The sequence below is a fragment of the Rhodococcus quanlei genome, assembly GCF_055231015.1.
In genome coordinates, this window is sequence record NZ_JBUYWD010000027.1 from 1 (window position 1) to 25736 (window position 25736).

The 25736-nt window shown below is 64.2% G+C and carries 27 protein-coding genes and 1 pseudogene; 13 read left to right on the forward strand and 15 right to left on the reverse strand.

What is annotated here, in order from left to right; all coding sequences use genetic code 11:
• From ACZI8Q_RS18765 to ACZI8Q_RS18795, 7 genes and pseudogenes are all read right to left on the reverse strand, one after another.
• Nucleotides 1-1097, reverse strand: a pseudogene (locus ACZI8Q_RS18765) (hypothetical protein); the annotation flags it as partial.
• A gap of 40 nt (nt 1098-1137) precedes the next feature.
• On the reverse strand, nt 1138-1512 hold the full coding sequence (locus tag ACZI8Q_RS18770; protein WP_463375087.1) for a hypothetical protein: 375 nt from the start codon (nt 1510-1512) through the stop codon (nt 1138-1140).
• Nucleotides 1513-1573: 61 nt separating this feature from the next.
• On the reverse strand, nt 1574-2104 hold the full coding sequence (locus tag ACZI8Q_RS18775; protein ID WP_463375088.1) for a DUF3558 domain-containing protein: 531 nt from the start codon (nt 2102-2104) through the stop codon (nt 1574-1576).
• Between the two features lie 79 nt (nt 2105-2183).
• Nucleotides 2184-2714: a DUF3558 domain-containing protein gene (locus ACZI8Q_RS18780; protein WP_463375089.1), complete on the reverse strand. Its 531-nt coding sequence runs from the start codon at nt 2712-2714 to the stop codon at nt 2184-2186.
• Nucleotides 2715-2808: 94 nt separating this feature from the next.
• Nucleotides 2809-3336, reverse strand: a complete 528-nt coding sequence (locus tag ACZI8Q_RS18785) for a DUF3558 domain-containing protein (RefSeq protein WP_463375090.1) — start codon at nt 3334-3336, stop codon at nt 2809-2811.
• Nucleotides 3337-3348: 12 nt separating this feature from the next.
• Nucleotides 3349-4122, reverse strand: coding sequence for an amino acid ABC transporter ATP-binding protein (locus ACZI8Q_RS18790; RefSeq protein WP_463375091.1), 774 nt, complete (start codon nt 4120-4122; stop codon nt 3349-3351).
• Nucleotides 4119-5510 carry an amino acid ABC transporter substrate-binding protein/permease gene (locus tag ACZI8Q_RS18795; RefSeq protein ID WP_463375165.1) on the reverse strand — a complete coding sequence of 464 codons (1392 nt, stop codon included), beginning with the start codon at nt 5508-5510 and terminating at the stop codon, nt 4119-4121. Before ACZI8Q_RS18795 ends, ACZI8Q_RS18790 begins: the two co-directional genes overlap by 4 nt.
• Before the next feature lie 307 nt (nt 5511-5817).
• Here ACZI8Q_RS18795 and ACZI8Q_RS18800 point away from each other — a divergent pair, with 307 nt between their 5' ends.
• The 4 genes from ACZI8Q_RS18800 to ACZI8Q_RS18815 all read left to right on the forward strand — a co-directional run bounded on the left by ACZI8Q_RS18800 (nt 5818) and on the right by ACZI8Q_RS18815 (nt 9407).
• Complete coding sequence (locus ACZI8Q_RS18800) at nt 5818-6945, forward strand: transglycosylase family protein (RefSeq protein WP_463375092.1); 1128 nt, start codon at nt 5818-5820, stop codon at nt 6943-6945.
• A 17-nt stretch (nt 6946-6962) separates the two neighbouring features.
• Nucleotides 6963-8090: a transglycosylase family protein gene (locus ACZI8Q_RS18805; protein ID WP_463375093.1), complete on the forward strand. Its 1128-nt coding sequence runs from the start codon at nt 6963-6965 to the stop codon at nt 8088-8090.
• A gap of 9 nt (nt 8091-8099) precedes the next feature.
• Nucleotides 8100-8990: a 16S rRNA (adenine(1518)-N(6)/adenine(1519)-N(6))-dimethyltransferase RsmA gene (rsmA, locus tag ACZI8Q_RS18810; RefSeq protein ID WP_463375094.1), complete on the forward strand. Its 891-nt coding sequence runs from the start codon at nt 8100-8102 to the stop codon at nt 8988-8990.
• 213 nt (nt 8991-9203) lie between these two features.
• On the forward strand, nt 9204-9407 hold the full coding sequence (locus ACZI8Q_RS18815) for a cold-shock protein (protein WP_463375095.1): 204 nt from the start codon (nt 9204-9206) through the stop codon (nt 9405-9407).
• Between the two features lie 86 nt (nt 9408-9493).
• Here ACZI8Q_RS18815 and ACZI8Q_RS18820 read toward each other — a convergent pair whose 3' ends face one another.
• Entirely contained in the window at nt 9494-10462 is a 969-nt protein-coding gene (locus ACZI8Q_RS18820; RefSeq protein ID WP_463375096.1) for a helix-turn-helix transcriptional regulator, read from the reverse strand.
• A gap of 212 nt (nt 10463-10674) precedes the next feature.
• Here ACZI8Q_RS18820 and ACZI8Q_RS18825 point away from each other — a divergent pair, with 212 nt between their 5' ends.
• The 6 genes from ACZI8Q_RS18825 (at nt 10675) to ACZI8Q_RS18850 (ending at nt 16199) form a co-directional block, all read left to right on the forward strand.
• Nucleotides 10675-11919 (forward strand): MFS transporter, encoded by a 1245-nt coding sequence (locus ACZI8Q_RS18825; RefSeq protein WP_463375097.1) that lies wholly within the window; start codon nt 10675-10677, stop codon nt 11917-11919.
• Nucleotides 11920-11922: 3 nt separating this feature from the next.
• Nucleotides 11923-12285 (forward strand): ArsR/SmtB family transcription factor, encoded by a 363-nt coding sequence (locus ACZI8Q_RS18830; RefSeq protein ID WP_463375098.1) that lies wholly within the window; start codon nt 11923-11925, stop codon nt 12283-12285.
• A gap of 122 nt (nt 12286-12407) precedes the next feature.
• Nucleotides 12408-13352, forward strand: coding sequence for a 4-(cytidine 5'-diphospho)-2-C-methyl-D-erythritol kinase (locus tag ACZI8Q_RS18835; RefSeq protein WP_463375166.1), 945 nt, complete (start codon nt 12408-12410; stop codon nt 13350-13352).
• 1 nt (nt 13353) lies between these two features.
• A complete protein-coding gene (locus ACZI8Q_RS18840; protein WP_463375099.1) occupies nt 13354-15150 on the forward strand; it encodes an ABC-F family ATP-binding cassette domain-containing protein in 1797 nt (598 codons plus the stop codon).
• 120 nt (nt 15151-15270) lie between these two features.
• A complete protein-coding gene (locus ACZI8Q_RS18845; protein ID WP_463375100.1) occupies nt 15271-15783 on the forward strand; it encodes a nuclear transport factor 2 family protein in 513 nt (170 codons plus the stop codon).
• Nucleotides 15780-16199, forward strand: a complete 420-nt coding sequence (locus ACZI8Q_RS18850; protein WP_463375101.1) for a VOC family protein — start codon at nt 15780-15782, stop codon at nt 16197-16199. The genes ACZI8Q_RS18845 and ACZI8Q_RS18850 overlap by 4 nt, the downstream gene beginning before the upstream one ends.
• Here ACZI8Q_RS18850 and ACZI8Q_RS18855 read toward each other — a convergent pair whose 3' ends face one another.
• Nucleotides 16200-16544, reverse strand: a complete 345-nt coding sequence (locus ACZI8Q_RS18855; RefSeq protein WP_463375102.1) for a hypothetical protein — start codon at nt 16542-16544, stop codon at nt 16200-16202.
• On the opposite strand from ACZI8Q_RS18855, the gene ACZI8Q_RS18860 reads away from it, so the two are divergent.
• Nucleotides 16537-16722, forward strand: a complete 186-nt coding sequence (locus ACZI8Q_RS18860; protein ID WP_463375103.1) for a hypothetical protein — start codon at nt 16537-16539, stop codon at nt 16720-16722. The two genes, ACZI8Q_RS18855 and ACZI8Q_RS18860, sit on opposite strands and share 8 nt — an antisense overlap.
• A 308-nt stretch (nt 16723-17030) precedes the next feature.
• On the opposite strand, the gene ACZI8Q_RS18865 is transcribed toward ACZI8Q_RS18860, so the two are convergent.
• Entirely contained in the window at nt 17031-18737 is a 1707-nt protein-coding gene (locus ACZI8Q_RS18865) for a peptide chain release factor 3 (RefSeq protein WP_463375104.1), read from the reverse strand.
• A gap of 189 nt (nt 18738-18926) precedes the next feature.
• Here ACZI8Q_RS18865 and ACZI8Q_RS18870 point away from each other — a divergent pair, with 189 nt between their 5' ends.
• Nucleotides 18927-20570: a fatty acyl-AMP ligase gene (locus ACZI8Q_RS18870; protein WP_463375105.1), complete on the forward strand. Its 1644-nt coding sequence runs from the start codon at nt 18927-18929 to the stop codon at nt 20568-20570.
• 33 nt (nt 20571-20603) lie between these two features.
• Here the strand turns inward: ACZI8Q_RS18870 and pth are convergent, their stop codons facing one another.
• From pth to ACZI8Q_RS18890, 4 genes are all read right to left on the reverse strand, one after another.
• A complete protein-coding gene (gene pth / locus ACZI8Q_RS18875) occupies nt 20604-21179 on the reverse strand; it encodes an aminoacyl-tRNA hydrolase (RefSeq protein ID WP_463375106.1) in 576 nt (191 codons plus the stop codon).
• A 114-nt stretch (nt 21180-21293) separates the two neighbouring features.
• On the reverse strand, nt 21294-21908 hold the full coding sequence (locus ACZI8Q_RS18880; RefSeq protein ID WP_463375107.1) for a 50S ribosomal protein L25/general stress protein Ctc: 615 nt from the start codon (nt 21906-21908) through the stop codon (nt 21294-21296).
• Between the two features lie 226 nt (nt 21909-22134).
• The gene (locus ACZI8Q_RS18885; RefSeq protein ID WP_463375108.1) at nt 22135-22491 is read right to left on the reverse strand and encodes a YciI family protein; all 357 of its coding nucleotides are present in this window, start codon (nt 22489-22491) and stop codon (nt 22135-22137) included.
• A 107-nt stretch (nt 22492-22598) separates the two neighbouring features.
• Entirely contained in the window at nt 22599-23021 is a 423-nt protein-coding gene (locus tag ACZI8Q_RS18890; RefSeq protein ID WP_463375109.1) for a DUF6314 family protein, read from the reverse strand.
• 63 nt (nt 23022-23084) lie between these two features.
• Between ACZI8Q_RS18890 and ACZI8Q_RS18895 the strand changes: the two genes are divergently transcribed.
• On the forward strand, nt 23085-24278 hold the full coding sequence (locus ACZI8Q_RS18895; protein ID WP_463375110.1) for a DUF4185 domain-containing protein: 1194 nt from the start codon (nt 23085-23087) through the stop codon (nt 24276-24278).
• On the opposite strand, the gene ACZI8Q_RS18900 is transcribed toward ACZI8Q_RS18895, so the two are convergent.
• Nucleotides 24250-25728 carry an FAD-dependent oxidoreductase gene (locus ACZI8Q_RS18900; protein ID WP_463375111.1) on the reverse strand — a complete coding sequence of 493 codons (1479 nt, stop codon included), beginning with the start codon at nt 25726-25728 and terminating at the stop codon, nt 24250-24252. The genes ACZI8Q_RS18895 and ACZI8Q_RS18900 overlap by 29 nt on opposite strands.
• Nucleotides 25729-25736 lie beyond the last annotated feature (8 nt).

The window sequence follows — 25736 nt, forward strand, 5'->3', positions numbered from 1 at the left end:
CCACCGGCCACCGCACCGGCTGCGGGACCACCCGCGGGAGCCGCCGGCGGTGGTGGTGTGCCCAGTCCGCCGCCGACACTGCCACCGCCGCCGATACCACCGGCACCACCGCCGATACCACCGGCGCCCATGCCGGGAACACCACCGGGCAGTGCGCTGGCCGCGACCGTGCTCGCCGGCGAATCCGGGTCTGCGAGTGTGTCGGGTCCGAGCTCACCGAGACTCTGGGCCGCGTCGGTCGGCAGGCCGGAAAGGGCATCATCGCCCGGCACGGCGGCGGGGCTGGTTCCCGCAGTGGTGTCAGGGTTTGCGGGCGTACCCGGCTGACCGGGGGCGTTCGGGTCGGTGGACGGGCCACCCGGTGTTCCGCCCGGTGACGGTGATCCGCCGAAGGGGCCACCGAAACCACCGGGGCCACCACCAGTAGGCCAGCCCGTCGAGTCATCGGCGACGGGTGACTCCACGGCGGGGAAGACGGGCATACTTTGCGCCGTCGGGGAGATACCGCTGCCGTAGTAGACCGTGTTGAGAAGCCGCACCGCCTGCTGCTTCGCTTCTTCGCGGCGTTCGTCGTCCCACCCGTCGGCGCCGAGGAACCCGAGAATCTTTCCCGGAACCGTTGCGGCGGGTTCGGCGGGGAAGTTGGTTTTTGTCCGATCCAACGAGTCGGCCAGCAAACCCACCTGCCGCGCAACCAAATTCGACGCATCAGCTGTCTTTGCTGCGTTCTTCGCATAGTCGACCATCGACGTGGCTACGGCGTCTCCCGCAGGCCCAGCCCACTTTTCGGCAATGGCGGCGCCGATCTTCGCGGCGAACGTTTCGAACGCGTCGGTGAACGTGTTGGTGCCGCTGGCCCACTCGCGTCGGAATGCCTCGTTCGACTCCGCCTGAATCGGGTTGACGTTCGCCACCAGTTCGCTGTGCTCGAAGGCATCGAAGAACGTGCAATGTACTGCCCGGCCGGGTATTTCGAGGTCGGCGTATTGTTCGGAGTTGGCGACGTTCGGTGGGCCGGAACCGGCCGGCCCGATGAACTGCTCCGCCCGACCGGTGACAAAGGGAATGCTCCGCAGATTCGCGATGACTTCGTTCATACCGGGTATCTGTGGCTGCGTCGGTGGTGCCATGCGTCAGCTACGCGATCTCGCCGGTCACCCGCGCCAGCGCCTGACTGGTCTGCTCATCGGTGGTCAGTGATTCAGCGATCTGGGCACCCACCGTGTCATGAATCGCACTCAAGCAGAGGATGTGGTCATCGATGCGGTCGATGAACTGCTGGGTCACCTCGGTGAGAATCTTCGACAAATCATCCCCGCACGCGAAGTCACCCAACGGCGGAGTCTTCGCGCGCAGGATCATCCCGTCTTTCACTTCCCGCAGGGAGGCAATCGCCTCCGTGCACGCGTTCGCGCAATCCTGCGCCACGCTGGGATCGAGAACGAGCTCCCCCGCCTTCGCCCGCGCCGCATTCGCCATCAACACATCCATCGTCGACGCCGTACCACTCATCTCAGCTACCCCCTCATGAAACGCCTGATTCGTCCGAATGGCCTCGATACTTTAACCGGCGTCAAGGTATCTCGGCAACGAGTGCGTCGCCGACTCGCACCGCTACTTCGCACATCGGCGTAGTGTCTTTGGTGAACGCCGACCTAGCGGCCTGCATCAGCACCAGCCCCTCACCCCGAAACGGGATGACCAGATGGCAGAAGGTGCCCTTCTCGTCGCTTGCTGTACGGAATGTTACTGCTGAACGGTCTCCGAGTGTCACGTTCCGAAAATCGATGTTGTCTGGACGGTCACGGAACTGGTCGATCGTCGTCGTGGATAGGGCACTCATCTGTACTCCGGTGTCGTCGTAGGCTCTCCATCCGCAGTTCTCTTCGCCGGTAGCCTCGGCAGCCAGCGCTTGCCCTCCGGTTGTCGGGTCCAGACCCGCGCTGCGCAGTATTTCGTCGGATAATGTGCACGGGTCCCACGGCTGCGGGATGGTCGTGGTACTCAGAGATTCTGAGGTGTCATCACTGCTGCACCCGGCGGCACCCAACGTGATTACCGCCAACAGTGCCGCCGCGCCTGCGGCCACTCGCCTCGAGGTCATGTGCTCATTCTTTCGCACTGCCCGAAGGGGCCCTGTATCGGATCGAGTTGCAGCTTGAATCGGACGGTTCCACCTTCGGTCAAGGTATCTCGGCAACAAGTGCGTCGCCGACTCGCACCGCTACTTCGCACATCGGCGTAGTGTCTTTGGTAAACGGCGACCTAGAGACCTGCATCAGCACCAGCCCCTCGCTCTCGAACGGCAGCAGCAGCCAACAATATGATCGCTCCTCGTCCCCTTCGGAACGGAACGTCAACGCTGAACGATCTCCCACTGTCACCGTCCGAAAATCGATGTTGTCTGGACGGCTACGAAATTGGTCGATCGTCGTCGTAGACAGCGCATTCATGCTCACACCGATATCGTCATAGGTCTTCCATCTGCAATTCTCTTCGCCGGCAGCCTCGGCGGCCAGCGCTGGCCCTTCGGTTGTCGGGTCCAGGCCCGCGTTGCGTAGAATTTCGTCGGATAATGTGCACGGGTCCCACGGCTGCGGGATGGTCGTGGTACTCAGAGATTCTGAGGTGTCATCACTGCTGCACCCGGCGGCACCCAACGTGATTACCGCCAACAGTGCCGCCGCGCCTGCGGCCACTCGCCTCGAGGTCATGTGCTCATTCTTTCGCACTGCCCGAAGGGGCCCTGTATCGGATCGACTTGTCGCCGAGCGAGTCGAACTGTCCTATCCGAGGTTCGCTCTTCGATTAGGGCATCTCAGGGACGAGTGCATCACCGACCCTCAGCGCCCACTCACACATCGGGGTGGTGTCCTTCGTGAACGGGGACTGCGAGAATTGAAGGATCACGAGTCCTCCCGACTGGACAGGCACATTGAGGAAGCAAAAGGTGTAGGGATCGCCGCCTAGGTCAAGGACCTGGGTGAACGCAGTCCTGCCACCGACCGCGACCTCCCGGAATTCGATGTTTCGCGGGTCGTTTCGAAACTGGTCGATGGTTGCCAGAGTGGTGAACGTCGCGATCACCCCGATGTCGTCGTTCTCCCAGCTGCAAGCTTCCTCCCCCGGCGCCTCGACAAGCCCCTGGTCCTTCGTTGCCGGGTCCAAACCCGCCTCTCGCAACGTCTCCTCGGACAGGGTGCACGGATCCCAGGGCTGCACGGCATCTGCTGTCGTCGACGTCTCGGAGGTGTCGTCGTTGCTGCACGCGGTGGCGCCCAACGTAAGTGCTGTCAACAACGCTGTGGCGCCTGCTGCTGCCCGAACCGACTTCATTCGCGCATTCTGTCAGAGGACCTTGCCGAGGAAATCCTTGGTGCGGTCCTGCTGCGGATTGCCGAATATGTCTTCCGGACTGCCTTCCTCGACGATGTACCCGTCGGCCATGAAGATGACGCGATCGGCCACTTCCCGGGCAAAGCCCATCTCGTGGGTCACGACGACCATCGTCATGCCGCCCTCCGCAAGATCGCGGAGAACTTGAAGTACCTCGCCGACCATTTCGGGGTCGAGCGCGCTCGTCGCCTCGTCGAACAGCATGATGTCCGGGCTCATCGCGAGTGCTCGTGCGATCGCGACGCGTTGCTTCTGGCCGCCGGACAGGTTCGCGGGCTTCGCGTCTGTCTTCTCGGCGAGTCCGACCTGACCGAGCAGCTTCACCGCCGACTCGCGCGCTTGATCCTTCGATGCCTTCTTCGTCTGCACGGGAGCGAGCATCACGTTCTCGAGCGCGCTCATGTGGGGGAACAGGTTGAAGTGCTGGAACACCATCCCGATGTGCTGACGCACCTGGTCGATGTCGGCCTTCTTGTCGCTGATGTCCGTGCTGTCGACCACGACGCTGCCGTCGGTGATGTCTTCGAGCCGGTTCAGGCATCGCAGAAACGTGCTCTTGCCGGACCCGGAGGGGCCGATCACACACACCACTTCGCCTGCGGTGATCTCGACATCGAGCCCCTTGAGTACTTCGTTGTCACCGAAGGACTTCTTCAGTCCCGCCACCCGGATCTTCGTTTCGGGTGCGGCGGTTTCCGGTGTTGCCGTTGTGGTCTGGTCGGTCATGCGTTGATCCTCTTCTCGAGGCGGTTCGACAACTTGGTCAGCGCCATGATGATGATGAAGTACATGATGCCGATGATCAGCCACATGTTGAACGACTGGAAGTTGCGGGCGATGATGATGCGCCCGGTTTGGGTGAGCTCGGCAAGCCCGATCACGGACAGGATCGACGTGTCCTTGAGCGTGATGACGAACTGATTGATGTACGACGGGATCATCGTGCGAACAGCTTGCGGCATCACCACTTTCCGCATCGACTTCAGATAGCTGATGCCGAGGCTGCGGGATGCTTCCATCTGGCCCTTGTCGACGGACAGGATGCCGCCGCGCACAATTTCTGCCATGTAGGCACCGGCGTTCAGTGACAGCGTGATGACACCGGCGGTGAAGGCGGACATCTGAAATCCCAGTGCGGTGGGAATGCCGAAGTAGATGAAGAACGCTTGCACCAGTAGCGGTGTGCCACGAAAGACGTCGACGTAGGTGGTGCCGACCGCCCGCAAGACGATGTTGCCGGACACTCGGAACAGGCCGAAGATCGCACCGAGGACCAAGGCGATCGCAATCGATACGGCGGTGAGAACGATCGTGAGCCACAGTCCCTCCAAGAGCTGTGGGTAGGTGCTCTTGATCAGTCCGAGGATGCTGTTGTCGTCGTTCGACGCGTCGGCTCCGAGGTATGTTTCCAGGATCTCGTCGTACTCGCCGCTCGCTTTGAGGTTCGCCAGCCCGTCGTTGAACGATTCGAGAAGCTGCGCGTTCTGTCCCTTGGCAACCGCGAATCCGTAACTGGCACCGGGTTCCTTGTCCGTCACGGTCTTGAATCCGTTGCCCTGTTTGATGCCGTACGCCAGTACGGGGTAATCCTCGAAGACTGCGGCCGAGTTGCCGGTGCGCACCTCGTTGAACATGCTCGAGGAGTCGGCGAAGTACTTGGTGCTGAACCCGTACTGGTCTTTGATGGACTCGGCGAACGCAGCGCCTTCGGTGCCGTTCTTGACGGCGACCTGCTTGCCCGCCAGGTCCTCGTAGCTCTTGATGTTCTCGTTCGATTCGGGGACGGCCATCTGGACGCCGGAATCGAAGTACGGGTCGGAGAAGTCGAATGTCGCCTTCCGCTCGTCGGTGATCGACATACCGGCGATCATCCCGTGCACCTGACCGCTGGTGACGGCTTGGAGTGCGGAGTCGAATCCGACCGGCTGGATCTCGACGTCGAAGCCTTGGTCCTCGGCAATGGCGCGAAGCAGGTCCATGTCGATTCCGACGAGTTCGCCGTTCTCGTTCTGGAACTCGAACGGGGCGAAGGTGATGTCGGTGGCGATCCGATACGTAGGACGGTCGCCGGGTGGTGCGGGTTGTGCCACGGCGAGTGATGGCGCGAAGACCATCGACAGAAGGGCGAGTAGGGCGGCGAGTATCGGTATCCGCCCGCGCGGCGTCGACCGTGCGGATCCGCCGGATCGATCGGGTGTGGTGTGCACGCAGTCCCCAGCTTTCTTTCGGCGCGTTACCTGCCTTTGCGCTCGAAAGTACGTCGTCCGGCTCACGTCCGTGGGGTTATCGGTCAAACGGCGCAATAGTCCCGATCTCAACGAGTTATCGAAACTTTATGCAGGTGAAACCCTATAAGTTGCCACATTGGGGCCTATTCGTTACCGTACCGTGACAATACATTCGTCAGCTTTGGGAAGTCTCGTGTCACCTTTCGCCAAGATCAACACCAGCACGTCGCCGTTGCTCTACGCGGTGATCGCCGCCCTGCTCGTCACCCTCATCGGTGGTGGTGTGCTGGCCGTGTCCCAGCACAAGAACGTCACCCTGGACGTCGACGGCGAACGAATCTCGCTCGGCACCATGTCGTCCTCCGTCGAGGGCGCCATCGAAGACGCCGGGTACGACATCGGAGAACGCGACGTCGTCGCACCGTCGGCCGCCGCGTCCATCGACGACGGCGACACCATCGTCTTCCGGCGAGCCCGCGAGGTCACACTCACCGTCGACGGTCAGCCGCGCACCGTGTGGACGACCGCGCTCACGGTGGACGAGGCGCTGAAGCAATTCGATCTCGCCGGCGACGTTCACCTGACGGCGTCGCGTTCGGATCGTCTGCCGCTCGAAGGTGCATCGCTCGGCGTGGTCAGCGCCAAGAAGGTCACGGTGATCGATGGCGAAGCCGCGCCCAGCGAGATGAACATCGCAGCACCGACCGTCGGCGAACTCCTCACGAAGATCGATGCCCCGCTCGAGCAGGCCGACTCGGTGACTCCCACAGCGGATACCCCGCTGACCGACGGACTCGAGGTGAAGGTCATTCGGGACCGCACCGAGACCGTCGTCGAGAAGCAGCCGATCGCTCCGCCCCAGAACCGAATCGAAGATCCGGAACTCGAAGAGGGCACGACGACCGTCGAGAATCCGGGCGTTCCCGGCGAGCGCGAAGTGACGCTGTCCATCCACAAGATCAACGGGGTCGAGGTCGGACGTGACGAGATCTCGTCCACGCCGATCCGAGAGCCCGAGCCGGCAACCATCCGGGTCGGAACGAAGCCGAGTTCGTCGGCCCCTGCAGTCCGCAACGGCTCCACGTGGGATGCACTCGCACAGTGCGAGGCGACCGGAGACTGGTCCATCAACACCGGCAACGGCTTCTACGGCGGACTCCAGTTCACCCAGAGCACGTGGTCCGCGTTCGGCGGCAACGAGTATGCTCCCCGCGCCGACCTTGCCAGCCGCCAAGAGCAGATCGCCGTCGCACAGAAGGTGCAGGCCCAGCAGGGCTGGGGCGCTTGGCCTTCCTGCACCAGCAAGCTCGGGTTGCGTTAACCGACAACGAGGAACGAATGTCACCGTTTGCCAAGATCAACTCCGCTCGATCGCCGCTGCTCTACGCGGTTGTGGCAGCACTTCTGGTGACATTGACAGTCGGTGGGTTCGTTGCCCTTTCCCGCCACAAGACCGTCACGGTCGACGTCGACGGCGAGGTCACGTCGCTGAACACCATGTCGTCGACCGTGAAGGACGTGCTCGCCGATGCGGGCTATTCGTTGAGCGAACGGGATGCGGTCGCCCCGGCCGCGGACTCCGAACTGTCGGACGGCGACACGGTGGTGTTGCGGCGTGCGAGGTTGGTCGATCTCACCGTGGACGGACACCAGCGTCCGGTGTGGACCACCGCCCTGACGGTGGAGGAAGCGCTCGAGCAGTTCGAGCTTGCCGACGACGTGCACGTGTCCGCCTCACGTTCGCAGAGACTGCCGCTCGACGGTGCAGCCCTCGACGTCGTGGAACCGGTTGTCGCCATGTTGTCCGACGGTGGGAGGGCTTCCGAGAAGGTGCGGTTGGCCGCGCCGACCGTGGGGGAGTTTCTCGCCGAACTCGGTCGCCCACTCGAGCAGGCCGACACCGTGGAGCCGCCCGCCGATACTCCGATGACGAACGGGCTCGCGATCACGGTTACTCGCGATCGCGTCGAGGAGGTCGTCGAAACCCTGCCTCTGCCGCCTCCGGTGGAACGTATCGAGGACGTGACCATGAACATGTCTCGCTCCGAGGTGGAGGACCCCGGGGTCCCCGGAGTGCAGGACGTCACCTTCGCCGTCCGTACGGTCGATGGTGTCGAGGTCGAACGACGCGAGGTCGATTCGGAGGTCACGACGCCCGCGCAGCCGAAGGTGGTCCGTGTCGGTGCCAAACCCGGCACCGAGGTTCCCCCGGTCGAGAACGGGGCAACGTGGGATGCGCTGGCGCAGTGTGAGGCCGGCGGAAACTGGCACATCAACACAGGCAACGGTTACTACGGTGGCGTCCAGTTCTCTCAGGACACCTGGGAACGTCAAGGCGGCCTGAAGTATGCGCCGCGCGCCGACCTCGCGACCCGCGAGGAGCAGATCGCGATAGCAAGCAAGACGCAGGAGAAGCAGGGTTGGGGCGCATGGCCGTCCTGTTCCGGTCGCATCGGCGTGCGTTAAGTTCACCTGGTGTCCGACACCCCAGATTCCACGTCACCCAGAGGTCTCGCCGCCCTGCTGGGGCCCGCCGAGGTGCGCCTCCTGGCGGAAGAGTTCGGTGTCCGGCCCACCAAGCAACTGGGGCAGAACTTCGTGCACGACGCCAACACGGTGCGACGCATCGTCGCGACGGCAGGGGTGGGACGCGGGGACACGGTACTCGAGGTCGGTCCCGGCCTGGGATCGTTGACCCTTGCCCTGCTCGACGTCGTGGATCGGGTGGTGGCGGTGGAGATCGATCCCAATCTGGCAGCGCGCCTGCCGGTCACGGTGGCGGACCGTTGCGCCGACCTCGCCGATCGCCTGACAGTGGTGGAAGCGGATGCCATGCGAGTGCAACCGTCGCAGATCCCCGGTGAACCCACGGCCTTGGTGGCGAACCTTCCGTACAACGTTGCGGTTCCCGTGTTGCTGCATCTGTTCTCGGAACTGCCGAGTCTGCGCACCGCATTGGTGATGGTGCAGGCGGAGGTGGCCGACCGGCTCGCGGCCACGCCGGGAAGTAAGATCTACGGAGTGCCCAGCGTGAAGGCCAACTTCTTCGGGCGGGTGCGACGAGCCGGCTCCGTCGGTCGTGCCGTGTTCTGGCCGGTGCCGAAGGTGGAGTCCGGGTTGGTGCGTATCGACCGGTACGACGATCCGCCGTGGCCGGTCGACGACGCGACACGTAAGCGCGTGTTCGCTGTGGTCGATGCTGCATTTGCGCAGCGCCGCAAGACATTACGTGCCGCGCTCGGTGGCTGGGCTGGATCGTCGGCGGAGGCGGAACGCCGGTTGGTTGCTGCAGGGATTCAGCCGTCTGCGCGTGGGGAAACCCTCGATGCAGCAGCGTTCGTCGAACTGGCCGCCCAGGGGCGGTAGCGTGACGCATGTCACATTGCTGAGCGTTTGCGGCCAGAGTGTGTTTCACTATGGGCGGTCGTAAGTGTTTGTGTTTGTGTTTCCACGCTCGCAAAACGATGGTTGCGAGCGTTCTGACTTCCTCCACAGGAAAAGTCTCAGCGCGTTCGTTCTACTGGACCCGGACAACCGCGTTGGTTGTTCGAAGAAGACACTGTGTTAGAGGAGATTTACATGGCAGAGGGCACCGTGAAGTGGTTCAACTCCGAGAAGGGGTTCGGCTTCATCGCCCCCGAGGATGGCAGCGCTGACGTGTTCGTCCATTACTCGGAGATCCAGAGCAGCGGCTTCCGCACGCTCGAGGAGAACCAGCGCGTTTCGTTCGAGATCGGTCAGGGCAACAAGGGCCCGCAGGCCACCGGCGTGACGCCGCTCTGAGACTCGCCATGATTTCCCGGGCAACCGGGACCTGAGGCGATTCGACGAAGGCCCCGTTCCATCAGGAGCGGGGCCTTCGTCGTGTTTCAAGCATTGTCGTAGCGCTGCGCGACGAGGCGGTGACGTTCCGCAACGGCTCGGCATTCCTCCCGCAGTTCGGGTGGGTCGACGACCGTGAAGTCGACGTCGAACGCGCTGAGCCAGCCGGCGATGGAGCCCAGTGACTGACCGCGAATGGTGACTACGCACCTACCGTCGGGTGATTCTTCTATCGCGCCCCAATCTTCGTGAACCATGGGCGCGATCCGATCGAACGGTGCATGAAGCAGCACCTGCGCGCGACTGCTCGATCTCGCGCGGTCGATTCCGCGTTCGACGAAGTCCGCGCCCCCTCCATCCGGCAGTGGACGCGGCGTGAAACGCGGGCCGGTCGGAATCTTCGGCGTCATACGGTCGAGACGGAACGACCGCCAGTCGTCACGGCCGAGATCCCAGGCCACGAGGTACCACCGCATCCCGGACCGTACGAGTCGGTGTGGTTCCACCTCGCGGCGGCTCTCGCTGCCGTCGTGGCGGCGGTAGTCGAACCGCAAACGTTCGTGGTTGTGGCATACGGCCGCCACATCGGCGAGAACGGTGGCATCGACGGCACTCGGTGCCGGGGCGTGCGGCACGACGTCCACCTGCAAGGTGTCCAAACGATGCCGCAGCCGGGACGGCATCACCTGTTGCAGCTTCGCGAGTGCCCGGGTCGACGCCTCGCCGATGCCGACGACCGAACCGGTGGATCCTGCCTGCAGGCCGAAGGCCACCGAAATGACTTCTTCGTCGTCGAGCAGTAGCGGCGGCATCTCCGCGCCGGCGCCGAGCCGGTATCCACCGCCGACACCCACGGTCGCGTCCACGGGATATCCGATGTCGCGGAGTTTGTCGATGTCACGACGAACCGTGCGCTGTGTGATACCGAGCCGACTTGCGAGCTCCGCACCGGACCATTCTCTGCGGGTCTGCAGCAAAGAGAGCAAGCGCAACAGCCGTGCCGATGTTTCTCGCATGATCCGAACGATGCCAGAAATCGAGGACGAGGAGTGTCCTCGATTGCCTGGTGCAGTGCGTGTGTCGACAGTACGTGTGTCGACGCCGTGCCCACGCAACCGCTCGGTGTACAGCCTCCGCTGGGCATCCGTGCCACCCAATATATGAGCGTAAGTGCGCACATATTGACGTATTGTGTGTGAGTAGTCCGATCCCTTCAGGAGGTGCGCGGGTGCTCGCGATATTGCGGAATCGCACGTTCCGCTGTCTGTTCACTGCTCAGGTCGTGGCGCTCGTCGGTACCGGCTTGCTGACGGTGGCGCTGGGCCTGCTGGCATACGACTTGGCTGGTTCCGAGGCGGGTGCGGTGCTGGGGACGGCATTGGCGATCAAGATGGTCGCCTATGTGGTGGTGGCGCCGGTGAGCTCGGCGGTCACCGACCGGATACCGCGCCGAGTGTTGCTCGTCGGTGCGGATCTGGTGCGGGCGTCGATCGCGTTGTTGCTGCCGTTCGTGGATCATCCATGGCAGATCTATGTGCTGATTTTCGTGTTGCAATCGGCGTCGGCCACATTCACTCCCGCGTTTCAGTCCGTCATCCCCTCGGTTCTGGTGGACGAGGACGACTACACGCGTGGGTTGTCGTTGTCGCGGCTGGCCTACGACCTCGAATCGTTGCTGAGCCCGATTCTGGCGGCGGTGTTGCTGTCGGTGACGACCTACAACTTCCTGTTCCTCGGCACAGTTGCCGGGTTCGTGCTGTCGGCGTCTCTGGTGGTGGCCACTGTGCTCCCGGCGATCACTCCGGCGGATCGGTCCGTTCCCTTGCCGCACCGAATTACGTTGGGGGCTCGGGTGATGGCCACTCGTCCCGTGCTGAGGGGTTTGTTGGCGATGAACTTGGTGGTCGCGGCTGCGACCGGGCTGGTGTTGGTCAACACCATCGTCTACGTCCGCGATCTTCTGGGCGGGTCGAACACCGGTGTTGCCGTCGCGCTCGGCATTTACGGTGGCGGTTCGATGCTGGTCGCGTTGACGCTGCCACGACTGCTGGGCCGGGTACCGGACCGGCGGGTGATGCTCACCGGCTGCACCGTTGTTCCGGTCGGCCTGGCCGCCACCGTCGTGCTGCTGCTGGCCGACCCTGGTCGAGGGTGGGGATGGGCGCTGCTGGCGGTGATCTGGCTGACGTTGGGTGCGGGGACATCGTCGATCAACACCCCGTCGGCGCGCCTCTTGCGTTACGAGTCCACACCGAGCGATCGGGGCGCGGTATTCACCGCACAGTTCTCCCTCTCCCACGCGTGCTTCTTCTTCACGTACCCGATCGCGGGATGGATCGGAGCGACCGCGGGACAACCTGTCGCAGCACTCATCCTCGCGGTTATCGCTACACTCGCAGCACTGGTAGCCGTGCGGGCCTGGCCGGTAGAGACCAAGCGGGGCACCGAGGCGGTGTCGATAGAGAGAGTGTGAACGATGAAGCCGGTCACGGAGTCGCCGCAAGCCGCGAGCCTCGTCCACCCGGTCACGCCGGACCGGCAGCGACTCGACGCCGCGACGTCCACGTTCCGGATGCTCGCCGACCCGACCCGGCTGCACATCCTCTGGCTGCTCACCCAGAACGAAGCCGACGTCACCGCGCTGACCGAAGCGTGTGAGGCCTCGCGCACCGCAGTCAGTCAGCATCTGGCCAAGCTCCGCTTCACCGGCCTCGTCGACACCCGCAAGGAAGGCCGCCGGGTCGTCTACCGCATCCGGGACGGGCATCTGGCCCGACTTGTCCTCGAGGGCATGAACCACGCCGATCACCTCGTCACGGGCGAACCTCCACACGAATAGGTCGTTGTGTCGAGCTGGTCCCACGGTGACGTTCTCACCTCCACCGGCGCTGCGTAGACACATTCCCGCTTCGTCGAGCTCCGTGTAGGCGAATTCTGCGTGTGCCCTGGCAGCGCCTATTGTTGTTCTCTGTGCCTTCCGTCGCTGAACACTCCGTGATCGTCCGGGCACCGTCCAAGGTCAATCTGCACCTCGCGGTCGGTGACCTGCGTGAAGACGGCTATCACGAGCTGACCACCGTGTTCCAGGCGTTGTCGCTGAGTGACACTGTGTCCGTGACACCCGCCGACACACTGTCGGTGATCGTGCGCGGTGACGACGCCGAGTCGGTGCCCACCGATTCGACCAACCTCGTGTGGAAAGCCGCCGAACTGTTGGCGACCGAGGGCGGGCTGCGTCCTGACGTCGCGATCAAGATCGACAAGGGCATCCCGGTCGCCGGCGGTATGGCCGGCGGTAGCGCGGACGCGGCTGCCGCGCTGGTGGCGTTGAACGCATTGTGGGAACTCGAGATGGGCCGCGACGAACTGGCGATGTTCGCAGCCGAACTCGGCAGCGACGTGCCGTTCTCGCTGCACGGAGGAACCGCGATGGGGACGGGTCGTGGCGAGAAACTCCTTCCGGTGCTCTCGCGGAACGAATTCCATTGGGTGCTTGCACTCGCGAAAGGCGGGCTCAGCACGCCCACCGTGTTCCGGGAACTCGACCGACTGCGCGAACAGGGCGCACCGCCGAGACTCGGGGGAACCGACGAGTTGCTGCAGGCGCTGGCCGCAGGTGATGCCTCCGCGCTGGCCCCCCTACTCGGAAACGATCTGCAGGCAGCAGCTCTGTCACTCGCTCCGGCCCTACGGCGGACACTGCGAGCCGGGGTCACCGCAGGAGCGCTCACCGGCATCGTGTCCGGCTCGGGACCCACCTGTGCATTCCTGTGCACCGACGCGGACGCCGCGGTCCGCGTCGGCGCAGAACTCGCCGGAGCGGGGGTGTGTCGCACCGTCCGCGTTGCGCACGGCCCGGTGCCCGGCGCGCGAATCGTCGACCACGCGGCAGAAGGATCACGCTGACATGGCCAACTTGATCAATCTCGAGCAGGTGTCGAAGTCCTTCGGCATCAAACCGCTGCTCGACTCGGTGTCACTCGGTGTAGAAGAGGGCGAACGTATCGGCGTCGTCGGCCTCAACGGCGGCGGCAAGACCACCATGCTCGAAGTCCTGGCCGGACTCGAGCCACCGGACTCAGGTCGAGTGTCTCGGGTCGGCGGATTGCGGATGGCCGTCGTGACGCAGCGTGGGGTGCTGCCCGCAGGCTCGACGGTCGAAGACGTCGTGCTCGGCCCACTCGGTCTCGAACATCACGAGTGGGCGTCAGACGCTCGGATTCGGAGCATCCTCACCGGGATCGGCATCGACGAACTCGGTGGCCGCGAGTCCGCGCTGACCGTGAAGGTCGACGGACTGTCAGGTGGCGAGCGCCGCCGCGTCGCGCTGGCAGCAGCCCTCGTCCAGGATCTGGATCTACTCGTTCTCGACGAGCCCACCAACCACCTCGACGTGGAAGGGGTGCAGTGGCTGGCCGAGCATCTGGTGTCGCGGCGCAGCGCGCTCGTCGTCGTCACGCACGATCGTTGGTTCCTCGACACCGTCGCGAACCGCACATGGGAAGTCGTGGGCGGCAAGGTCGAAAGCTACGAAGGCGGATACAACGACTGGACCTTCGCACGTGCGGAGCGTTCCCGCCAGGCCGATGCCGCGGAGGAGCGGCGCCGGAATCTCGCGCGCAAGGAACTCGCCTGGCTGCGACGTGGCGCTCCGGCACGCACGTCCAAGCCGAAGTACCGGATCGAAGCGGCCGAGGCGCTGATCGCGAACGTGCCCCCTCCGCGTGATTCGGTGGCCCTGTCGTCGTTCGCGCAGCGCCGTCTCGGCAAGGTCGTGATCGAACTCGAGAACGCCCGTCTCGAGACCCCCGACGGCCGCGCACTGGTGAACGATCTGACGTGGCGGCTCGCCCCCGGTGAACGTATCGGCCTCGTCGGGGTCAACGGTTCGGGCAAGACGACGTTGCTCCGAACCTTGGCAGGGGAGATCGAACCGGCCGCGGGTACACGCAAACAGGGGCAGACCGTCCACATCGGATGGTTGCGCCAGGAGCTGGACGATCTGCCGACCGACATGCGGGTGCTCGAGGCCGTCAAGGACGTCGCCGAGCGAATCACGTTGGGTGACAAAGAGGTATCGGCAGGTCAACTGGCTGAGCGACTCGGTTTCACGCCCGCGCGTCAGCGCACCCCGGTGGGGGATTTGTCCGGCGGCGAGCGGCGCCGGTTGCAGCTGACGCGCGTGCTCATGGCGGAGCCGAACGTGCTGCTTCTCGACGAGCCGACCAACGACCTGGACATCGACACCCTGCAGCAGCTCGAGGACATTCTCGACGGGTGGGCGGGGACCATGGTGGTCATCAGTCACGACCGTTACCTGATCGAACGCATCTGCGACTCCACGTGGGCGCTGTTCGGTGACGGGAAGCTCACCAATCTGCCGCGGGGGATCGAGGAGTACCTCGAACGTCGGGAGCTCATGGGTGATGGCGGCGCGCCCTCGGTCGCATCGACGGCCGCGGGTGCTTCCTCGAAGAAGACCCGAGACGGTGCGGCCGACCGCGCGGCCCGCAAAGAACTGTCTCGACTCGAGCGCTCGGTGGCGAAGCTGGACGACCGCGAAACGAAGCTGCACGCGCAGCTGGCCGACGCTGCCACCGACCCCGAGCGTCTGCAGAAGTTGGATGCACAGTTGAAGGAGGTCGTCGCCGAGAAGGAAGCGACCGAGGAGCGATGGATGGAGCTTGCCGCCGAGCTCGAGTAGCCCCGGAACGGTCTCAGTCGCGGTGTCAAGCGCATTTGGTCAAGTTTCGGCCCCTATTTCGGTACAGACGGACTAGCCTTCAGTAAGGGCTAGATGCTGTGCTGCACAGGAGGCGGGGCCATGGATCTCGAAGCGATCAAGGATATCGAGAGGCTCAAGTATCGCTATACGCGCGCGTTGGATACGAAAGAGTGGGGTGAGCTGGGGGAGACACTTCTCCCGGATGCCACAGCAATCTACGGCGAACAGTTGCAGTTCGACTCGCGAGACACCTTCGTGTCGTTTCTGGAAAACACGCTGGGCACCCACATGATCACCGAGCATCAGTGTGGTCAACCCGAAATAGATGTCGAGGGAGATTCGGCCACCGGAGTGTGGTTGCTCGCCGACACGGTTGTGGTGCCCGAAGACGGAATTCTGATGCGCGGCTCAGCGTTCTATCACGACCGGTACTCGAGATGTGAGGACGGTCGGTGGCGCATCGCACACACCGGCTACGACAGGATCTGGGAATCGGTGATCTCGTTGGCGGACGTTCCGAGTTTCCGGCTGGCGTCCGACCGGTGGGCAAAACTCGTGACGATACCGTCGAAAACCGTAGGGGTGGCGTATCCGGACGGACTCACAGCGTGACCGATTCATCGCCGTACACGGCAGGCCTGCCTACACCTGGAGCTCTGCCGTATCTGGCCGTGCGGAATGCGCGCGAAGCCATCGACTGGTACACGACGGTGTTCGGTGCGGAAGTCGTCGGTGAACCGGTCGTGATGGACGACGGCCGGGTCGGTCACGTCGAGTTGCGATTCCTCACGGGCTTGATCTACCTCGCTGAAGAGTTTCCGGAGATGGGGGTGACCGCCCCCGAATCCGATTCCACCTCCGTGAGTCTCATGCTGCCGGTAGTCGATCCCGAGGGGGTCTTGATGCGTGCACGGGACGCAGGCGGCAACGTCGAGCGGTGGATCGCGGAAACTCATGGTCACCGCAACGCGACTCTGATCGACCCGTTCGGGCATCGATGGATGCTGATCGAGCAGCGCGAGATCTGACTACATAGTTCTACGTGCCGGCGAGGCCAGATTGACGACAATCGACTGGCCCGCAAGTTTGGCATGCAGTTCGGGTCGGTCGAACCCTGCCGCAGTCAGGTACTCGCCCAGGAGAGTGAGAAGGTGGTCGGCCTCGGACGTCGGGTCGCCGGCGTTCGAGCCCTCCTGGAGCAGTTCGGTGTGGGCGAGTCGGCCCGCGATGCGAACTGCAGCTTCGCCCATTGCCTTTCGGCGCATCGACGTGCGTGCCAGCGCGTCGAAGTCGATGGACGGTGCGCCGTCCTCAGGCGTCGACGGCGAAGCTGGAGCCGGAGGCGGCGTCGGAGCGGGTCCTGGGTTGGGCATCTCGGGCTCTGTGTGCGATGGCGTGCTGTCGGTTGCCGTGTACGCGGTGTCCGCGCTGTACGTGCTGTCCGTGCTGTGCGCGGTGTCTGTGCTGTACGTGCTGTCTGTGCTGTGCGCGGTGTCTGTGCTGTACGTGCTGTACGACGTCTCGGTGCTGGGGGTGGAACCGTTGCTGTAGGACTCGGCTCCGCTCGGTCTGTCGTCGACGCTGTTCTGCGCGGCCTCGAGGTAGCTTCCCGGGGTCCGGCGCGGTAGCGGGAACGTGAACGTCTCAGAGTGCGTGGACCTGGTCCCACTCGGCGACGAGGTGCCTGTCAGACCACTGCCGTTTCCATTGGTGGAACCATTCGTCGAGATCCCGTTGTCCATCGTTGTCGTCGCTCCTGGTTCCGCAAACAGCCCGCCAGTTTGCTCAGTGGTTGTGAAAGTTACCAGCAACCGTTCGATCAGCGCACAAGTCGGTTGGGCATGGCGCCAGTTCGGTGATCAGTCCGCGGCCGCTACCAGCGGTTCCAGCGTCAGATCCGGGTGCTCCTTCTGGATGTACTGGAGCCGCCACTTGTCACTGACCAGTGCGAGAAGCACACCATCGGAACGGGTGAAGACCTCGACTCCCCGCTGGCGATTCAGTTCGTTCTCTGAGGTGCTGTCGGTGCGCCGAGCGAGGGCATAGCCCAACGGTTCCATTCGGGCCTGCACACCGAACTCCGCCTTCATGCGCGCGGCCACCACCTCGAACTGCATGGGACCGACCGCCGCCATCACCGGCGACGCGTCGCCGCGGATGTCGTTGCGCAGAATCTGGACGACTCCCTCGGAATCGAGTTGGTCCACTGCCCGCCGGAATTGCTTGTACTTTCCGGCGCTCTCGGCCCGCACGATCGAGAAATGTTCGGGCGCGAACGACGGGATCGGCGGGAATTCGACCTTCTTCCCGAAGAACAGTGTGTGTCCCGGGGCCAGAGCGGTCGCGTTGACCAGGCCGACGACGTCACCCGGGTACGCCGACTCGACGGTGGCGCGTTCGCGGCCGAACACCGTGAGCGCGTACTTCGTCGTGAACGGTTTTCCGGTCTGTGCGTGGGTCACGACCATGCCGCGCTCGAACACGCCGGACACGATGCGCATGAACGCGAGACGGTCGCGGTGTGCGGTGTCCATGCCGGCCTGCACCTTGAACACGACGGCGCTGAACGCATCGGTCACCTCTCGCGGATTCCCGGCGAGGTCGTCGCGGGCGTGCGGCGGCGGCGCGATCGAAACCAGGGTGTCGAGAATCTGCCGGACACCGAAGTTGAGCATCGCCGACGCGAAGATGACCGGTGAGGTCTGTCCGGCGAGGAACATTTCCTGATCGTGGTCCTGCCCCGTGGCGGAGAGCAGTTCGCTCTCCTCGGCCGCGGTCTCCCACTCTTCGCCGTCCTTGGCGAGTGCACCCTCGGCGTCCAGGATCTCCTCGGGTGCGATCTTCGCACCTCCGGCGGTGCGGGTGAAGCGGATGTACTCGCTGGGCGCACCATCTTCGCCACGACGCAGCAGCCCCCGGAAATCACCGGCGATGCCGACCGGCCAGTAGAGGGGAGTGGGGGTGAGTCCGATCCGTTCGTGGATCTCGTCGAGCAGTTCCAGTGGCGCACGGCCGGGGCGGTCCCATTTGTTGATCACCGTGATGACAGGGATACCGCGGTGGCGGCACACCTGGAACAGTTTCAGCGTCTGCGGTTCGAGGCCCTTGGCGGCGTCGATCAGCATCACGGCCGCGTCGACGGCCGTGAGGACGCGGTAGGTGTCTTCCGAGAAGTCGGAGTGGCCGGGAGTGTCGACGAGGTTGATCACATGGTCGACCGCTCCGTCGATGCCCTCGTCGTTCTCGGTCGACCGGTAGTTGAACTGCAGGGCCGTGGAGCTCACCGAGATGCCGCGCGCCTTTTCCATCTCCATCCAGTCGGAGACGGTCGACTTGCGTCCGGCCTTACCGTGTACCGCGCCCGCTTCGGAGATGACCTTGGCGTGCAGAGCAAGGGCCTCCGTCAGCGTCGACTTACCGGCGTCGGGGTGGGAGATGACTGCGAACGTGCGGCGACGCCGCGCCTGCTCGGCCAAGCCCTTCGTGGGAGCCGGGCTGCCAGACGATGGCGCGGCAGTTGTCTCGTCGGCGGAAAGGATTTCGGCCGAGTCGGACGGGGTAGTCAACGGGAAGCCTCTCGGAGAAAGTGGTGTGTGTGCGGCCGGCAACGGCGTGAGCGGCCGACGATCGCATACCAGGATACGCGGGGCCGCCTGCGGAATTCCTCGCCCATTCGCAGGCGACACCGTAACGACCTCCTCTGCGGGCCTGAAGAAACGTAGTAGGTCGGCGATGTACCTGAGAAGGAGAGTCCCGTGAGCAGGTTCACCGAGGAAATGTTCGCGACGGCGCAGACCACGACAAAGGGTCTCGTGACGGGGGAACCCGGCACCCCGCGGCGGCAGACGTGGGGAGAGATCCACACGATCGCCCGATCGATGGCAGGAGCATTGGCTGACGCCGGTATCGGTCACGGCGACGCGATCGGTGTTCTGGCCGGAGAGCCGGTGGACATCGCGCCGGCCTGCCAGGCGACGTGGATGCGTGGTGGCGCCGTCACCATGCTGCACCAACCGACACCGCGCACCGACCTCGAGGTGTGGGCGCGCGACACCGAGACGATCATCCACATGATCGGCGCCAAGGCAGTGGTGCTGGGCGCCCCGTTCGAAGCGGCTGCCCCTTTGCTGGAGGAACGCGGTGTTCGCGTCGTCACCATCGACGAACTGCAGGCAGGCTCGCCCGTCGAACCCGTGACGACCGCCGAGACCGACATCGTTCTGCAGCAACTCACCTCGGGATCGACGGGTACACCCAAGGCGGTCCGGATCACCCACGAAAACTTCTACGTGAACGCCTACGCGATGATCGATCGGATCAAGTTCGCCCTCGACGACGACGTCATGGTCAGCTGGTTGCCCCTGTTCCATGACATGGGCATGGTCGGATTCCTCAGCGTCCCGATGCAGGTGGGTGCCGAGGTCGTCAGCGTCACGCCGATGGACTTTCTGCGTAGGCCACTGCTGTGGGCGGAGCTGATGGGCAAGTACCGAGGAACGGTGACAGCGGCACCCAACTTCGCGTACTCACTGTTGGCGCGCAGGCTGCGTCAGGCCGAGGACGGTGCCGTCGATCTGTCGAGTGCTCGGTACATGTGGAACGGCGCCGAGCCGGTCGACCCGGACACCATGGAGGCTCTCGCCGAAGCAGGCGCCCGATTCGGTCTGGACCCGTCCGCTCTCGCCCCCACATACGGGATGGCGGAGACCACCCTCGCCGTGTCCATCCCGGACCCGGCCAAAGGAATGGTCCTCGACCTGGTGGACCCGGACTTCCTCGAAGCCATGCAGCGGGCGGTTCCCACTGGCAAACCGAATGCCCGTCGGCTCGCCACGCTCGGGAAACTCGTGCCCAATCTCGAAGGTCGCGTGGTGGACGCCGACGGGCGAGTGCTGCCGGACCGCGGCGTGGGTGTCCTCCAGGTGCGGGGGAGGGCGGTGACGCCCGCCTACATCACGCTCGACGGGAAGAAGGAGGCGCAGGACGGCGACGGCTGGCTGGACACGGGTGACGTCGGGTACTTCACCGAGGAAGGGCTCGTCGTGGTGTGTGGCCGAGTGAAGGACGTCATCATCATGGGTGGCCGAAACATCTACCCGACCGACATCGAACGTGCGGCCGGTTCCGTTGCAGGTGTCAGGCCGGGTAACGCAGTCGCGATCCGGCTGGGCGCAGGGCAGAAGCGGGAGAGTTTCGGTGTGGCGGTGGAAACCAACAGCTTCGAGAACCCCGAAGAGGTGAAGCGCATCGAACGCGAGGTGGTGCACGCAGTGTTTTCGGAGGTGGGTGCGCGCCCGCGAACCGTGGCGGTGCTCGGGCCCGGGAGTATCCCCAAGACGTCGTCGGGGAAGCTACGCCGAAATTCCTCGTCCGCACTCATCCCCCCTGTGAGTGGGTAACGAGTCTCCGGACTCGCAACTCACGCACGGAGATCAGTGCAGGCGGTTCTGGGCGGCTTCCAGTCCGACCTCCAGGAGCAGCTCCACGGCATCCGCCGCTTCTTCGCAGACGAGCGCCAACTCCTTGCGCTCCACCGACGAGAACGGTTTGAGGACGTACGCGGCGGGATCCATCCGTCCGGGTGGGCGGCCGACACCGACTCGGGTTCGCAGATAGTCCTTCGTGCCGAGGGAACTCGAGATGGAGCGAAGGCCGTTGTGCCCGCCTTCGCCGCCCCCCTTCTTGAGGCGCACCGTGGAGAAATCCAGGTCGAGTTCGTCGTGAACCACCACGATGTTCGACGCATCGATCGAGAAGAACCGTGCCAGCCCGGACACCGGTTTTCCGGACAGATTCATGAACGTACGTGGTTTGGCCAAGATCGTTGGACGTCCGGCGAGGCGGCCCTGAACGATCTCGGCGCCGCTCTTCTTGTGCGCGCTGAACTTGCCGCCGCCCATGCGTCCGGCGAGCACCTTCGCCACCATGAACCCCACGTTGTGCCGGGTCTTCTCGTATTGCGGGCCGGGGTTGCCGAGCCCTACGACCAGGACGGTGTCGTCACTCATCCGAGAGTCCTTTCAGCGTGATGGGAAGGGACGGCGCACAGATTGTCGTACGCGAACGGCGCGTCGTCCCGGAACCAGGGACGACGCGCCGTTCGCGTCGTGGAGAGAGTGGTGTCACGCCTCGGAGGAGGACGCTTCTGCTGCTTCGGCAGGAGCCTCGGCACTCTCGTCGAGAGCCTTGGCGGACGGTGCCTCGGTGACGTTGACGATCAGCAGTTCCGGGTCGGACTGCAGCGATGCGCCCGCGGGAAGCTTGAGGTCCTTGGCCAGGATCTGGCTGCCCATCTCGGCGTTCTCGATGGAAACGACGATCTCTTCCGGAATGTTCAGAGCGTCGGTCTCGATGGAGACGACGGTGGACTCCTGCGACACGAGGGTGCCGGGACCTGCCTCACCGGTCGTGACGACGTGCACGTCGATGATGACCTTCTCGCCCTTCTTGACCACGAGGAGATCGGCGTGCTCGATGTACTTGCGGATGGGGTGAACGACGACCGACTTGGTCAGTGCGATCTGCTCGGTGCCGTCGATGTCGAGGGTGAGGACGGCGTTGGTGCCGTGCGCACGAAGGATGGCGGCGAACTCGAGCGCAGGAACCGTGAGGTGGCGGGGGTCGGTTCCGTGGCCGTACAGGACGGCGGGGACCTGGCCGTCGCGGCGTGCCCGACGTGCGGCACCCTTGCCGAACTCGGTGCGGGTGGCGGCTACGAGATTGTTTGCGTCGGACATGGTGAAACGGCTCCTACAACTCACGGTGAATACTGGCTGGCGTCTTCTCGCCTCGGGCGCGGACAGACGCGCACGGCCAGGAGCACATGCTCACGCAGAAGCCGTGGCCGCGTCGATCACGGTGAGCCAGCTCTTGGAACTTCGCGGTTCACCCTCGCCGAGACAACTCGTTCGACTTTACCGGACGAGCCGCCTCGGTGGTTAATCGGTCCGTGAGTCAGGGAACCTACGCCTCGGGCTCGACTTGGAAAGGCCGGACCTCGACCGGGCCACGACACGCACGGGTCGCTTTGCCGGCCCATTCGAGGGCTGCGTCGAGATCAGGGACTTCGAGGATCCAGAAACCACCGATGTGTTCCTTGGCTTCCGAGAACGGGCCGTCGGTGGTGACGATCGTGTTGTTCTCCTCCTTCACCACCGTCGCGATGTCCGCAGGTTGAAGGCCGTTCGCATAGACCCACACTCCCCTTTCCTGCATCTCCTTGTTCACCGCATCGGTGTCCCTGTACATCTGTTGCATCGCATGCCCGCTGGGAGCAGGTTCGCCCTCGACCATGTGCACGGAAAGCAGGTATTGAGCCATGACGGTTCCTTTCGACGTGGCCGGCCTTCTGGTTACTGCGCTTGCCGACCCTTCATCAGAACTACGAACGGGAGCATGCCCGATCGACAGTTCTCGGGGAGGGAATTTCACGCGGTGAGAACGGTGGTCATCGTGTAGTCCTTTGCCGGGCCTGTGACGTTCCAGCTGACGTTCCAGCGAAGTGGGCGGGAGGCTGGCGGTGAATCCGGTACGACGTCGACACGACCGACATACAGATCCTTGCCGCAGGGATGCTCCACCTGCTGTCCGGGCGACCAGGGGTGGAAGTAGCGGCCGTCCTCGAAGGTGACAATCCAGGCCCCCTCACGCATCACGATCCACAGGGTGCGGAAGACCGGAAGCTCGCGATCACCTGTGACCAAGGTGCCCGTTTCGTGCCATCGGACGGCGGTTTCGCTCTCGGCAGTGAGTTCGGCGTCGCCCGTCACCGTGCTCTGTTCCCCGGACAACCGGTCGTCGATGACACGTGAAAACGTCCACCGCCCCGTCAGGGAAAGGGGATCCACCATGCATCGATCGTCCACGTGACCGATGTTAGGGCAGAGTGATGTCAGGGCAAGAAAGGAGTGGCGATGGCAGTGTGCAAGAAGATTCTGACCGGGCAAGAGACTGCCCGGTTCGGATTCACCGCCACCGACCTCGGCTACCTGGCGCAGACGAATCACGGCTACGCGATCGCAATCTTCGGGGACACGTTCGACGACACGCCCGACCTTGTGTCGGTTCCACAGAATTGGCGCTCGCCAGTGGGACTGCGGCAATCCAACACCGACATCGAGAACGGCATCTGCTGGGACAACGCCATCGGTGGTGACATCGCGCGCCAGATGATCCCGTACCGTCACGCCGGTACGCCACGAGCGGGTCGTCTGCCCGACGGATTCACGAACATTCCGAACGATTTGATCCACCTCCCGGACGGCCGATTCATCATGACCACCGCGGCGGTGAGTTCGTGGGACCCCGCCCTCACCGACGGCAGCTGGTCGACCTTCCACTCACGAATGTGGACCTCGACCGATACCCACGCCGAGAAGTGGGAGCGCACCTGGGACATCGAGGACAACCATGTCGACATGGACTTTCCCAACTCCGGTGAATGGCGCCATTTCCAGAACAACACGATGCTGAAATTGCCGGACGAACCGTGGATCTATATCCATGGAACCGACGAGGGGCGCCGACCCGACGGTGGTATCCATCTGATGCGGGTGCACTGGGAATCGATGTGGAATCGCAGCACCTACGAATTCTGGGGCTGCGACAGCACGGGGGAGTGGGCATGGCGTCGAGGCGGCTGTACGACACCGATGCTGACGCCGACGCTGCCACGCAACGGGATCGGTGAGGTGTCGACGCAATACATCGACGGTCGGGTCGTCATTTCCTACTGTGACGGGCTGCTCGGGGCAGTGACCCGCACGGCGGCGCGGCCGGAAGGGAAGTGGACGGTGCCCCGCATCCAGGTGTCGCCTGCCGAGGCGCCGAGCCCGTACGCGCCCTGTATCCATCCGTTCAGCACAATCGGCCGCGCACAGATGCTGTTGTCGCAGTGGACGAAACACCCGAAGAAGCAGAACCGCACCACATTCTACGGGGTCAAACAGTGGGAAGTGGATATCTCGTGCGACACCCATATCGATACGGCGTCGCTGGCGTCGAACGACCTCGCCGCCGTGTTGGGTGAACACGCCGACTCGGATGTCGACCGCGGCTACATCGACGAGGTGGTGTCGGCTACTCGGTCGGGTTCTTCGCAGCGCTGATCCCAGCGCGCCGACCGTAGAAACTGCCGTCGCCGAGCGATGTGCCGCTCGCGTAGCCGCCCGCGCAGACACCGGAGGTGCACCGGCCGGCAGCGAACAAACCGGGAATCGGCTCACCCGAGACGTGCAGCACTTCGGAGTCGATGGTCGTACGCAGTCCACCGAGGGTGAAGCCCAAGGTCATGCCGCGTAGGTCCAATGCGGCGACGGGGGTTCCGATGGGTTTGACCCACTCCGTCTTCTTCTTCAGCAATGGGTCGGAGCCTTCGGTGGCGTGCTTGTTGTAGACCTCCACCGTCGTCTGCAGCGTCCCCGCGGGCAGCCCCATGTCGGATTCGAGTTCCTCGACGGTTTCCGCCACCCACTTCGGCTGTGGCCGTAGGAACGGTGTTGCCGACGTGCTGGCGGCCCCCTCATCGTAGGCAGCCTCGTCGATGACGAGAAACGCCTGGTTGTCCTGGTGGAACAGCGTCGCCTGCCCGATGCGCCCCGAGTACGTGTCCTCAGCGATGTAGCGCTGACCGCGTCCGTTGACGAGAATCCCGCGCACCATCAACTGGGGGTCGCACAGGAAGGCGACCTCGGTGGCGTCCATGTGTGCGAGATCGGCACCGAGTGCCTGTGCCATACGGACGGCACGGCCGTCGTGTTCCTCGATCGCGGCGCCGGGCCGTCCGATCATCCGTGGCACGTAGGACTCGATCATCTTGTCGTTGTAGGCGAAGCTTCCGGTCGCCAGAACCACCCCGCGACGCGCTTTGATCGTCAACTCTTTTCCGTACTGTTTGGCGATGATTCCGACGACGCGTCCCGATTCGTCCGTGACGAGAGTCTGTACGCGTACGTCGTATTCGGTGCGCACTCCCAGCTTTTCGGCGGTGTCGACGAGCGGCTGCATCAGCATGTAGCCGCCACCCTTCTCACCGGTCCGCTTGTTCTCCATCTGCGGAACGTGGCCGCGCGGTGCGGGGGTGGCTATCTCGTTGAACGGCGCCGCGTTCTCGCCACCCGAGTACATGAGACCGTCGTCGAAGGGGGGTTCCCAGCCGGGCTCTCCCCAGAACGACTGCTTGAACGGGACTCCGCACTCCACCAGCCAGTTGTAGTGCTCGACGCTGCCGTTGCAGTAGTCGGTGATTTTCTCCTCGTCGGCGCCGGGTCCCAGCGCGGCCAACATGAAGGCCTTCATGTTCTCGGGAGAATCTTCGAAGCCGCAGGCAGTCTGCAGCGGAGTGCCGCCACCGAGGTAGACGAACCCACCGGCGAGTGCTGCCGCGCCGCCCCAGCCGCTCGTGCGTTCGAGGACCAGGACGTCTGCACCGGCTCGCGCGGCCTCGATCGCTGCCGTGACCCCGGCGATTCCGTAGCCGGCGACGACGACGTCCGCCTCCTTGTCCCACACCTCGATGTCGGACGCGGGGCGGGGGTGGACCTGGGTGGCGTCGTTCATGGTCGACC